This is a genomic window from Lederbergia panacisoli (genome assembly GCF_024626525.1).
Classification (GTDB): domain Bacteria; phylum Bacillota; class Bacilli; order Bacillales; family Bacillaceae_C; genus Lederbergia; species Lederbergia panacisoli.
The window spans coordinates 24,511-36,769 of record NZ_JANJGU010000023.1; the positions used below are offsets into that span (position 1 = coordinate 24,511).

Genomic DNA, 12,259 nt, shown 5'->3' on the forward strand with positions numbered 1-12,259 from the left:
TAAAGTCCAGGCAAGGAGTGAAAATAGCCATGAATTATCGGTTAAAAAGTAATACTATTGGTTGGTCTTTTATCATAATTTCAGTCATCTTTATTTGTTGGTTTTACTTTTATCCAATGATTCAGGCTTTGATCTTATCCTTTAAGTCTGGTGTCGGTGTGAACTTACAGTTTGTAGGGCTTAATAATTATGTCCGATTGTTTAGTGATCCTACTTTTATTGCAGCGATTACGAATACGTTTATTTATTTAATCGTTCAAGTGCCGATCATGATTATTTTGGCTTTATTTATTTCAGTACTACTAAATGACCGCACACTGAAATTTAAAGGATTTTTTAGAACGGCGATTTTCTTGCCTTGTGTCACTTCCCTCGTTGCGTACTCGGTTATCTTTAAGTATTTATTCGCTACAAATGGACTAGTCAACAAGCTGTTATTATCGCTTTCCTTAATACCTGATCCAATCCAATGGTTGACCAACCCTTTTTGGGCAAAAATAACAATCATCATTGCAATTACATGGAGATGGACCGGATATAATATGATTTTCTATCTTTCTGCTCTTCAAAATGTTGATCCATCTATTTATGAGGCGGCCAAAATTGACGGAGCCTCCGGTGTGCATCAGTTTTTTAAAATCACAATTCCTTTATTAAAACCGATTATCTTATTTACTTCCATTACCTCAACGATTGGGACACTGCAAATTTTTGATGAAATAATGAATATTACAAAAGGCGGTCCAGGAAACACGACAACCTCTATATCGCAATACATATACAATCTTTCCTTTAAATACACTCCTGATTTTGGGTATGCTGCAACGGTATCTTATGTAATCGTGATTTTGATTGTCTTGTTCTCAATCCTACAATTTAAAGTGGCAGGTGATCGCGATGTTTAGCATAAAACGTTTTTTCGTTTATCTCTTTTTAATCATAGCCGCTTTCGTTTCCATCTTTCCATTTTTATGGATGATTTTAAGTATGACCAATAAATCGGTGGATGTTACAAAGGGAAGATTATTGCCAGGAAGCTATTTGATTGAAAATATCACCAACTTATTTACGACAGTTGAAATTGTCCCGGCACTCATTAATTCCTTTATTGTTTCCGTTTCCACAACAATATTGGCTTTACTAATTGCTTCTTTAGCAGGATATGGATTTGAAATATATAGAAGTACGGCAAAGGATGCCGTTTTTAACTTTCTTTTATTGTCGATGATGATTCCATTTGCAGCCTTAATGGTTCCTTTGTATCGCATGTTCGGGAGCATTTCACAAGTTGCACCTATATTTGGAATAGATACATTGGCTGCAGTTGTTCTACCGACAATTACGACGGCGTTCTTAATTTTTTTCTTTAGACAAAGCTCGAAAATGTTTTCGCGGGAACTAATCGAGGCCGGGCGGATCGACGGTCTAAGTGAAATAGGAATCTTTCTACGCATCTTCCTTCCTACGATGAAGACGACGTATGCCGCCGCAGCAATCATTACCTTTATGTCCAGTTGGAATAATTATTTATGGCCACTCGTCGTATTACAAACACCTGAAAAAAGAACAATCCCTCTCCTCATTTCCAATCTTGGAGCCGGCTACTCACCTGACTACGGTGTCATTATGACAGCAATCGTGATTGCGACGCTGCCGACAGCTATCGTATTTTTCCTAATGCAAAAGCATTTCGTAGCGGGAATGATGGGATCGGTAAAATAAAACTTGTAGAGTAATTTTTTCTCTACAAGTTTTTATTTGTGAATTGTGTTAAAGTTGTTTGAGTGCCTGGCACTCAAACAATTCCTAAAAAACAAGCAATGAAATATAAAAAGGTATATTGTATAATAGATATTAGTTTCAGAATACTAAGTTTTTGAACGGAGGAGTGATGTCCGTTGCGACTATTGTGGGACTTGGATGGAACAATATTTGATACATATCCAGCGATATTAAATAGTTTTTGTTCTGTTTATGAAGAAGTCCATGGAAAATCTGTTGATAAGACAGAAGCGCTTCGTTGGTTAAAAAAAACGTCTAAAGAGGCGTTTGCGCATTTCGGTATTTCGGAAGACTTCAGAGAAAGATTTAAGGAATTAGATCATGCCGAAGCTGAGGCTGGGAGTCCTCCTTTTGAAGGGATTGAATCCATTTTAGCTGCTGCAGATGTAAATGTAATTGTGACACATCGCACAAGGGCATCCACAAAGGAACTGCTTGTTAAATGGGGGTTATTCGACTATTTCGATGAAATTGTCAGCCCTGATGATGATGGATTTCCAAGAAAACCCGATGTAGGCGCATATGAATATGTTCGTAATAAATACCAATTAGATTGGGCGATTGGTGATCGGGCACTTGATTTAATACCGGCGAAAGCGGTTGGAATGAAAACTTGTGCATTTCAAAATAAGGATATCGAAGCAGATTTACACATCGACGCGTATACTTCAGCCTTCCTTGAAAAATTAAAATATGGGGGTAGCGAATAAGATGAAAAAAGCACTTTTAAACGTAGACTATACATATGATTTTGTAGCCGAGGATGGTCGGCTTACGTGCGGTGAACCTGGTCAGAAAATTGAAGGCAGAATCTTTTCATTAACCCAAAAGTTTATTGAAGATGGTGATTTTGTCGTCCTCGCCATTGACAAACATACGGAAGGTAATGAATACCACCCAGAAGCAAAACTATTTCCTCCGCATAATATTGAAGGAACAAGTGGTAGAGAATTATATGGAAAGCTTTACTTACTTTATGAAAAGCATAAGAATGATTCAAATGTTTATTATATGGATAAAACAAGATATAGTGCATTTGCGGGAACAGATCTTGAAATAAAGCTTCGTGAGCGCGGAATCGAAGAAGTGCATCTATGTGGCGTTTGTACGGATATTTGTGTATTGCATACGGCTGTTGATGCTTATAATAAAGGCTTTCAGATAGTCGTACATGAAGATGCTGTTGCAAGTTTTAATCAAGCAGGACATGAATGGGCATTAGGCCATTTTGCACAGACCCTAGGAGCGAAAGTAGTATCAGGAAACTGACATTTGGAGTGGTTTACAGTGAACGATCATTATAAAGACGATGGTTTGGCTTTGCATACAGATCTATATCAAATAAATATGGCGAAAACATATTGGCAAGACGGAATTCATAATCGTAAAGCTGTTTTCGATCTTTATTTTCGAAAAATGCCTTTCGCAAATGGATATGCCATTTTTGCTGGCTTAGAAAAAATCATTCATTTTATTAAAGATTTTCGATTCAGTGAAACCGATATTGAATATTTGCAAGAGGAAGTTGGCTATGAAGAAGAATTCGTCGATTTTTTAAGAGATATAAAGTTCACTGGGACGATCCGTTCGATGAAAGAAGGGGAAGTTGTTTTTAACAATGAACCGATCTTACAAGTAGAAGCGCCCCTTGTAGAAGCTCAACTAATCGAAACAGCCTTACTTAACATTGTGAATTATCAAACATTAATTGCAACAAAGGCTTCACGTATAAAACAAGTTGTTGGGGATGAAACAGCGCTTGAATTTGGTTCAAGAAGAGCCCAAGAGCTTGATGCGGCACTTTGGGGAACACGAGCAGCCTTCATCGGCGGGTTTGATGGAACGAGTAATGTTCGAGCTGGCAAAATTTTTGATATGCCCGTTGCAGGAACTCATGCTCATTCCATGGTGCAGGCATACAAGGATGATTATACGGCTTTTATGAAATATGCTGAATCCCATCGTGATTGTGTGTTTTTAGTAGATACGTATGATACCTTGAGATCAGGAGTGCCTGCTGCAATCAAAGTGGCAAAAGAACTTGGAAAACAAATCAATTTTAAAGGAATTCGCCTTGATAGCGGAGACATGGCTTTCTTGTCAAAAGAAGCGAGAAGAATGCTGGATGAGGCGGGCTTAAAAGATGCGAAGATCTTCGCATCAAGCGATTTAGATGAATATACGATTTTACATTTAAAAGCACAAGGTGCGAGAATCGATTCATGGGGTGTTGGTACGAAATTAATTACAGCATATGATCAGCCTGCATTGGGAGCAGTATATAAACTTGTCTCCATCGAAAATGATCATGGCGAAATGGAAGATACAATAAAAATTTCAAGCAATGCTGAAAAAGTAACGACCCCCGGAAGAAAAAAGGTTTATCGAATTATTAATAGGATAAATCGTAAATCAGAGGGTGATTATATTACATTATGGGATGAGTTGCCTGAAGAAGAGCCCCGGCTTAAAATGTTCCATCCTGTTCATACTTATATTAGTAAGTTTGTAACCGACTTTGATGCTATTAATTTACATGAAGTGATTTTCGACAATGGCGAGCTTATGTACCGTTTGCCTGAACTAAAGGAAATCCAAGGGTATGCGAAGGAAAGTCTTAGTTTGCTTTGGGATGAATATAAAAGATCTCTCAATCCAGAAGAATACCCTGTCGATCTTAGCCAAAGATGCTGGGATAATAAAATGAGAAATATTGAAGAAGTGAAAGAAAAAGTGAGTAAACTTAAAAAGTCATAGGTCAGGAGGAATCGCAATGGATGAACTCCAAAAGCAAATTATTGAAGAACTAAAAGTGCTGCCGGAAATAGACGCACAAGAAGAAATTCGCAAAAGTATCGACTTTATGAAGGATTACATGGAGAAATACCCCTTTTTTAACGGATTTGTGTTGGGGATTTCTGGAGGACAGGATTCCACGCTTGTTGGAAAACTTGCCCAAATGGCCGTTGACGAATTAAATGAAGGACGAGATTTAGAAAAATATAAATTTATTGCTGTTCGCCTTCCATACGGCACGCAAAGTGATTCCAGCGATGTAGATGATGTTTTAGATTTCATAAACCCTAGTGTCATGTACGAAGTGAACATTAAAAATGCTGTTGATGCAAGTGTTCAGGCTATGAAAGAGGGCGGTGTCGATATTTCCGATTTTACAAAAGGGAATGAAAAAGCCCGGGAACGCATGAAAGTTCAATATAGCATCGCCGCTATGAATAATTGCGTAGTTCTAGGTACAGATCAAGCAGCGGAAGCTTTGACAGGATTTTTTACTAAATTTGGTGATGGCGGCTCTGATTTAGTACCGATTTTCCGCCTGAATAAAAGACAAGGTAGGCAAATATTGAAGGAACTTGGATGTCCGGAACATTTATATATGAAAGTTCCTACTGCAGATCTCGAAGATAATCGACCACTACTCCCTGATGAAGTGGCTCTTGGAGTATCTTATGACGAAATTGATGATTACCTTGAAGGAAAAGAAGTTTCGGAAACGGCGAAAAATACAATCGAAGCATTATATCTAAAATCAGCACATAAAAGACATTTACCAATTAATATATTTGACAACTTTTGGAAGTAGATTGACGAATAAATGGGACAGGTATAAAGTATCAAAAAATGATACTTTTCTCCTGTCCTTTTTACTTTCAATTTACGGGAGGATTTTCCCGGTTTAGACAGAATATTAATATAATACGAAAAATGTATAAGCGCTAAGGTTAGACAGCTAAAGAAAAATATAAACGGCGGGTGGATATGGATGAACAGCGATATGATGCAGCAGCAAATTAAAAAGATTTTACAAAATATTGAAAAGGTCATGATTGGAAAAACAGATGTTGCTAGACTTAGTCTATTAGCCCTTTTAGCAGAAGGTCATGTGCTGCTAGAAGATGTTCCTGGAGTAGGTAAAACAATGATGGTGAGAGCTTTGGCAAAATCAGTAAATGCCTCATTTAAACGAATTCAATTTACCCCAGACTTACTTCCTTCCGATGTATTAGGGGTCTCTATATATAATCAAAAGGAAATGGAATTTACTTTTAGACCAGGACCAATTGTCGGGAATATTATACTAGCTGATGAAATTAATCGAACTTCCCCAAAAACACAGTCAGCTTTATTAGAGGGAATGGAAGAAAAAAGCATCACCGTTGACGGTGTCACTCTCCAATTGGAAAAACCGTTTTTTGTAATGGCCACGCAAAACCCAATTGAATATGAAGGAACGTACCCATTGCCGGAAGCCCAACTTGATCGCTTTTTATTAAAAATGAAAATGGGCTACCCTACTGCAAAAGAAGAAGTGGAGGTCTTGACGAGATCACAAAAAGTACCGCCAATTGAAGAATTAAAACCAGTTATATCGTTAGAAGAATTAAGGGATCTTCAGCAGCAAGTGAAAGAAACCTATGTAGAGGAAACATTAAAACAGTATATTGTTGAACTTGCAAATCGAACGAGAAACCATCCAAATGTGTATTTGGGTGCAAGCCCGCGTGCATCCATCGCACTAATGAAGGCTTCGCAAGCACTTGCGTTTTTATCGGGAAGAGACTATGTTATTCCCGACGATATTCAGTATTTAACACCATTTGTATTTTCTCATCGGATGATTTTAAAGGCGGATGCAAAATACCAAGGCATCACAACTGAATATATTTTGAATGAACTTATAGAAAAAACTCACGTCCCAATAAAAAGGGCTGTTAAGTAACATGAAATTGATATTTAGACGAAATCGGCTTTTTGCTAAAATGAAACCCTTTTTCGGTCTCGTTTTATTACTTTTGCTCTTAGTTATAACGTATTCTTACGCCATGTTTCAAGGGGGATTTGTTAGCTGGTTTTTATTTTTCAGCTTTCTTCCGTTTGCCCTCTATTCTATCAGTCTATTAATCTATCCGTTAAATGACTTTCAAATCAAGCGAGTATTTAGTCCAACCCAATTAAGTTCTGGCGACGAAGTAACGGTTAAAGTCTCGTTAACAAGAAAATTCCCTTTTCCCCTTTTATTTTTAATCGTTGCGGATTGGGTTCCGGAAGGTTTTTATAATCGAGAAAATAAGAAAATATTGTTTCCAGGCTTTAAAAGAAGATTTGAATACCAATATAAAATTAATAAAATTCCGCGGGGAGAGCATGTTTTTGAAGCCTTTCGTTTTAAAACAGGAGATGCCCTTGGATTAGTCGAGAAGGAAAAGTGGTACGACAGCAGAGAAATACTTTTAGTCTATCCCCAATTTGAAGAAATTATATATCGCGCTCTGGAAAGCCAATATGAACAAGGCGGTACTTCATCTGCGATGCAATTTCAGAAGGATACCTCCCTTGTAGCTGGTATCAGGCAATATCAGCCGGGTGATCGTTTTTCATGGATTGATTGGAAGGCGCTCGCACGTACGAATGATATGATGTCAAAGGAATTTGAAATTAGGCAAACAAATGACCTTTTGCTCATATTGGATCGCACTAAATCGGGGAATTTCGAAGAAACGGTTAAATTTACTGCCTCCGTCACGAAATCAGTTCTAAAATATGGGGGCCAAATTGGTCTATTTTCTGCTGGAAAAGATAAAACATTTTTACCCATTCGGGGCGGGGGCCAGCAGGAACAACAGATTTTCCTACATCTTGCCAAGGTAAAGGCAGATAGCTCGGTTCCTTTAGTCAATATCATTGAAAATGAATCAATTCTATTTAACCAGCCATCTGTGATGATCGTAGTAACATCCATTTTAAGCAAAGAATTGATTGACCAAGCGGGAGTTTTTATACGACGAAGAGGAACGTTTGTCGTTTATTATATTAAAAATAGAAACGAGCATATAACTCAAAAAGAACTTATGCTTAAAGCTTCGGCAAGGCAAAAAGGCATCATAATGATTTCACTCTATGATGACGAATTTCGAACGGCATTTATGGAGGTGAGGCGTGCATGATCAAGAAGCATTACGGTTCTATCCTCATCTTGTATGTGTTTGGGTTCCTGTTATTATGGGAATGGCTTCGGCCGCTTGATCAAATTACCCCTACAGGCAAAATCCATTATTTCGTTGTGTTTATCGCAGCCTCTCTATTACTAAATGCTCTACCAGTCTATGGCTGGCTTCGTCGATTGATAAAGATAAGCATTATTTTAGTATTTCTTTTTGCGGTGTTTGGTCGTCAGGAACCAAGCGCATTTACTTGGATGGAAACATTTTTAAAAGACATTTATGTAAATGTGAAGCTGTTGTTATCAGCTAATGTTTATGATTTATCAGATATGTTTCGGACGTTACTGTTTTATATATTAATTTGGATTATGACCTATCTTCTTTCATATTGGCTTACCATTCGGAAAAAGATATTTATTTTTTATATGATGACCGTTGTTTACGTTGCTGTATTAGACACGTTTACAATATATAACGGAGAGTGGGCTATTGTCCGAATTGTATTTATTGGCTTTACATTACTCGGAATATTGTTTTTTCAGCGTCTTCTTGATAAAGAGCAAATTCGAAACCGCGGCACTCTTTTAAGTAGATGGGTGTTTCCCCTTATCGTTATGATTGTAGCAAGTGTTTTTATAGGATATGCCGCACCAAAAGCCGGTCCGATTTGGCCAGATCCCGTTCCATATTTTCAATCAACAGCTGATAATGTTTTTCCTAGAAAAGGGACAGTGGCTAGGATTGGATACAGCAGCGATGATTCGGCATTAGGAGGACCTTTTTTAGGAGATAATCGGACTGTTTTTACAGTGAAAACTCCTACGAAGCAATATTGGCGAGTGGAGACGAAGGACGAATACACCGGAAGGGGCTGGGAGAAGATTGGAGATCCGGAGAGTAATGTGTTTTTTTCGGGTGATGAACTTCAATTAAATACAGAAGATGATCCTATCCGAAAAGCAACACTCGACTTTAAGATTTCCTACCCACATATCGTCCAACCTTATGGTTTTTTATCAGTTCATGGGAATGAAGACGGTTATTTTAAATTCGCTCAAGGAGACAAGCTTTTGTCCTATGATTCCGAGGATGAGCCAACGAAACTTGATCATTATGAAATAGAATATATAAGATCAGCTTTTAGCTTAAAAGAAATGCGTGCGACTCATTCATCAGATGATTTGGATTATGTCTTTATGTTGAAATATACTCAGTTGCCTAAAACATTACCAGATCGGGTACGGGACTTGGCGGAGGAAATAACGAAAGATCAAGATAATTGGTATGATAAAGCAAAAGCCATTGAAAGATATTTTAAAACTGAAGGATTTATATATGATCAAACCGATGTAGCGATCCCGGAAGAAGATCAAGATTATGTCGATCAGTTTTTATTTGACACAAAAATTGGATATTGCGATAACTTTTCAACTTCTATGGTTGCGATGCTTCGAGCGGTTGGCATACCAGCTAGATGGGCAAAAGGTTATGCAGCTGGACAATACTACGGAGAGACAGATGGCAAGGATCGGGTATACAAAGTGACAAATAATGAAGCTCACTCATGGGTCGAGGTTTTTTTCCCAACACAAGGGTGGGTTCCGTTTGAGCCGACAATTGGGTTCAGCAACTTTGCCAGTATCGTTAATGACGAGAAAAAGGATGCGGTTGCGCCAGTTGCACCCGTTATTAAGCCTTCAAAGCCAATTGAATTGGAAGACAAAGAGAATGATAAAAAAGAACATAATAAACAAGTGAAAAAAGGGAATTCCACGACCGTCCTAAATAAAATTGATTCCTTTATGGAAGAAAATAAATACATTCTTATTTTAATTTTTGTTGCGGTGATCATTATAGGTTTCTTGCTGTATTGGAAAAGGAGCAAATGGATACCGTATGTGCTTTTATGGAAATATAAAAGAAAAAGTGATGGGGATACGCTTGTCCATGCGTACGAGGAATTATTAAAACAACTTGAACGTTTCGGTGTGAAGCGTAATATAGGACAGACACTCCGCGATTATGCGAACTATGTTGATTTTCATTTTGACACGACAGATATGAGCTCCTTAACACAGTGTTATGAGAGAGCGATTTATAGAGGAGACATACTTGAAACAGAATGGGAATATGCAAGTGAGTTATGGGAAAATTTAATTAAAAGAACAACAGGTTGACCATGTTTTAAATCAGGTTTAAAATAAACGCAGGTTAAATGTTGTGACGGTAATTAAATACATGACGACCGCCTGAATTGGCGAAACTTCATATAATCCCATAAATATGGTATGGGAGTCTCTACGAGGCCACCTTAAATGGCTTTACTATGAAGGCAGGTCTTTCCAATGGACAAGCACATCCTTTGTTTTGTCTTCTTTAATACTGGAATTCTGCCTTCTTAGTAATAGGAGGCGGAGTTCCAGTTTTTTAATTTTAAAGAAGATGGAGGATCTTACATGCCTGGAAAAACAGAATTGCATAATCAGGAAATGATTGTAGTTTTAGACTTTGGAAGTCAATATAATCAGCTGATTACTAGAAGAATCCGCGAATTTGGCGTTTATAGCGAGTTGCACCCACATACGATCTCAGCTGAAGAAATTAAAGAAATGAATCCAAAAGGTATTATTTTATCTGGCGGACCGAATAGCGTTTACTCTGAAAGTGCATTTCGATGTGATGAAAAACTATTTGATTTAGGGGTTCCTGTTTTCGGTATTTGCTACGGAATGCAGCTCATGACTGTTCATTTCGGTGGAAATGTAGAGCGAGCAAAAGGTCGTGAATATGGAAAAGCGTTGATACAGATTGAAGAAGGAGCTTCTTTATTTAAAGGTCTTCCGAACGAACAAGTTGTTTGGATGAGCCATGGTGATCTAGTTCGGAATGCGCCTGAAGGATTTTCGATTGATGCTACAAACCCATCATGTCCAATCGCAGCAATGAGCAATGAAGAAAAGCAATTGTATGCCGTACAATTTCACCCTGAGGTTCGCCATTCAATCCACGGCAATGAAATATTAAAAAACTTCGTATTTGAAATTTGTGGCTGTAAAGGCGACTGGACGATGGGGAACTTCATTGAAGTAGAAATGGAGAAAATTCGCCAAGAGGTTGGAGATAAGAAAGTGTTATGTGCTTTAAGCGGCGGCGTGGATTCTTCAGTAGTAGCCGTGTTAATTCATAAAGCAATTGGTGACCAGCTAACATGTATTTTTGTCGATCATGGCTTGCTTCGTAAAGGTGAGGCAGACAGTGTCATGAAGACTTTTAGCGAAGGATTCCACATGAATGTTATTAAGGTCGATGCAAGTGATCGTTTTCTTGGTAAATTAAAAGGTGTTTCGGATCCAGAGCAAAAACGTAAAATTATCGGCAACGAATTTATTTACGTTTTTGACGATGAGGCAACAAAACTTGAAGGCATTGACTTTTTAGCCCAAGGCACACTTTATACTGATATTATAGAAAGTGGAACTGCAACAGCACAAACAATCAAATCGCATCATAACGTAGGCGGATTGCCAGAGGATATGCAATTTAAATTGATTGAACCACTTAATACTTTGTTTAAAGACGAGGTAAGGGCACTAGGAACGGAGCTCGGTATTCCGGATGATATCGTTTGGCGGCAACCTTTCCCAGGTCCAGGCTTAGGCATTCGAATTCTCGGTGAAGTTACTGATGATAAGCTCGAAATTGTACGCGAATCTGATTTTATTTTACGTGAGGAAATTAAAAAAGCTGGCTTGGAACGAGAAATTTGGCAATACTTCACAGTGCTGCCTGATATCCGAAGTGTTGGTGTAATGGGTGATTCCCGTACGTATGACCACACAATCGGAATAAGAGCCGTAACATCGATTGATGGAATGACTTCTGATTGGGCGAGAATCCCATGGGATGTTCTTGAAAAAATCTCTACTAGAATCGTTAACGAAGTAGAGCATGTAAACCGGGTTGTTTATGACATTACGAGTAAACCGCCTGCGACGATAGAGTGGGAATAATAAAATCTTCCGATGGTAGACCTATTGGCATATGCTGATAGGTCTTTTGTTATATTAGGATAATAATGGAATTAAAATTATTGTGTAAATGAATTGACGAGATGCTTGGAAGATGGTACTATAAGTAAACAGTCATCAGCGAATAACATTTTAAAAATATTATTCAAAAAGCTTGACTGTTGATTTAATAAATGATATATTAATAGAGTTCGCTTCTGAAGCGAAACGCAAGTTTGATCTTTGAAAACTGAACGAAACGAAGCGTTAAAAATAATTTTTGCAAGACCAGCTAATGAGCTAACAAACTACTTTAATGAGAGTTTGATCCTGGCTCAGGACGAACGCTGGCGGCGTGCCTAATACATGCAAGTCGAGCGGACTTTTGGGAGCTTGCTCCCAAAAGTTAGCGGCGGACGGGTGAGTAACACGTGGGCAACCTGCCTGTAAGACTGGGATAACTTCGGGAAACCGGAGCTAATACCGGATAACTTCTTTTCTCGCATGAGG

Annotated in this window: 10 protein-coding genes, 1 rRNA gene and 1 riboswitch; all 11 genes read left to right on the forward strand. The window is 38.1% G+C overall.

The features are described from left to right. Positions 1-29: 29 nt before the first annotated feature. The gene (locus tag NQ185_RS19045; RefSeq protein ID WP_257583653.1) at positions 30-905 is read left to right on the forward strand and encodes a carbohydrate ABC transporter permease; all 876 of its coding nucleotides are present in this window, start codon (positions 30-32) and stop codon (positions 903-905) included. Next, positions 898-1,722 carry a carbohydrate ABC transporter permease gene (locus NQ185_RS19050; RefSeq protein WP_257583654.1) on the forward strand — a complete coding sequence of 275 codons (825 nt, stop codon included), beginning with the start codon at positions 898-900 and terminating at the stop codon, positions 1,720-1,722. Before NQ185_RS19045 ends, NQ185_RS19050 begins: the two co-directional genes overlap by 8 nt. A 176-nt stretch (positions 1,723-1,898) precedes the next feature. Continuing rightward, a complete protein-coding gene (locus NQ185_RS19055; protein WP_257583655.1) occupies positions 1,899-2,492 on the forward strand; it encodes an HAD hydrolase-like protein in 594 nt (197 codons plus the stop codon). A gap of 1 nt (position 2,493) precedes the next feature. After that, a complete protein-coding gene (locus NQ185_RS19060; protein WP_257583656.1) occupies positions 2,494-3,051 on the forward strand; it encodes a cysteine hydrolase family protein in 558 nt (185 codons plus the stop codon). An 18-nt stretch (positions 3,052-3,069) separates the two neighbouring features. Beyond that, positions 3,070-4,539: a nicotinate phosphoribosyltransferase gene (locus NQ185_RS19065; protein WP_257583657.1), complete on the forward strand. Its 1,470-nt coding sequence runs from the start codon at positions 3,070-3,072 to the stop codon at positions 4,537-4,539. Positions 4,540-4,555: 16 nt separating this feature from the next. Beyond that, positions 4,556-5,383 carry an NAD(+) synthase gene (gene nadE, locus NQ185_RS19070; protein ID WP_257583658.1) on the forward strand — a complete coding sequence of 276 codons (828 nt, stop codon included), beginning with the start codon at positions 4,556-4,558 and terminating at the stop codon, positions 5,381-5,383. Positions 5,384-5,563: 180 nt separating this feature from the next. Further along, complete coding sequence (locus tag NQ185_RS19075; RefSeq protein WP_257583659.1) at positions 5,564-6,520, forward strand: AAA family ATPase; 957 nt, start codon at positions 5,564-5,566, stop codon at positions 6,518-6,520. 1 nt (position 6,521) lies between these two features. Beyond that, positions 6,522-7,745 (forward strand): DUF58 domain-containing protein, encoded by a 1,224-nt coding sequence (locus NQ185_RS19080; RefSeq protein WP_257583660.1) that lies wholly within the window; start codon positions 6,522-6,524, stop codon positions 7,743-7,745. Next, on the forward strand, positions 7,742-9,919 hold the full coding sequence (locus tag NQ185_RS19085; RefSeq protein WP_257583661.1) for a transglutaminase TgpA family protein: 2,178 nt from the start codon (positions 7,742-7,744) through the stop codon (positions 9,917-9,919). The genes NQ185_RS19080 and NQ185_RS19085 overlap by 4 nt, the downstream gene beginning before the upstream one ends. Before the next feature lie 68 nt (positions 9,920-9,987). After that, positions 9,988-10,089: riboswitch (purine riboswitch) on the forward strand. 109 nt (positions 10,090-10,198) lie between these two features. Further along, positions 10,199-11,752, forward strand: coding sequence for a glutamine-hydrolyzing GMP synthase (gene guaA / locus NQ185_RS19090; protein ID WP_257583662.1), 1,554 nt, complete (start codon positions 10,199-10,201; stop codon positions 11,750-11,752). Between the two features lie 309 nt (positions 11,753-12,061). Further along, positions 12,062-12,259: ribosomal RNA gene (locus NQ185_RS19095) — 16S ribosomal RNA — on the forward strand; the annotation flags it as partial.

What these genes read in the sequence shown, in the direction of transcription:
- NQ185_RS19075 (WP_257583659.1), top strand. Translation starts at nt 5,564, where the DNA reads ATGAACAGCGATATGATGCAGCAGCAAATTAAAAAGATTTTACAAAAT.
- NQ185_RS19045 (WP_257583653.1), top strand. Translation starts at nt 30, where the DNA reads ATGAATTATCGGTTAAAAAGTAATACTATTGGTTGGTCTTTTATCATA.
- nadE (WP_257583658.1), top strand. Translation starts at nt 4,556, where the DNA reads ATGGATGAACTCCAAAAGCAAATTATTGAAGAACTAAAAGTGCTGCCG.
- NQ185_RS19085 (WP_257583661.1), top strand. Translation starts at nt 7,742, where the DNA reads ATGATCAAGAAGCATTACGGTTCTATCCTCATCTTGTATGTGTTTGGG.
- NQ185_RS19050 (WP_257583654.1), top strand. Translation starts at nt 898, where the DNA reads ATGTTTAGCATAAAACGTTTTTTCGTTTATCTCTTTTTAATCATAGCC.
- NQ185_RS19060 (WP_257583656.1), top strand. Translation starts at nt 2,494, where the DNA reads ATGAAAAAAGCACTTTTAAACGTAGACTATACATATGATTTTGTAGCC.
- guaA (WP_257583662.1), top strand. Translation starts at nt 10,199, where the DNA reads ATGCCTGGAAAAACAGAATTGCATAATCAGGAAATGATTGTAGTTTTA.
- NQ185_RS19080 (WP_257583660.1), top strand. Translation starts at nt 6,522, where the DNA reads ATGAAATTGATATTTAGACGAAATCGGCTTTTTGCTAAAATGAAACCC.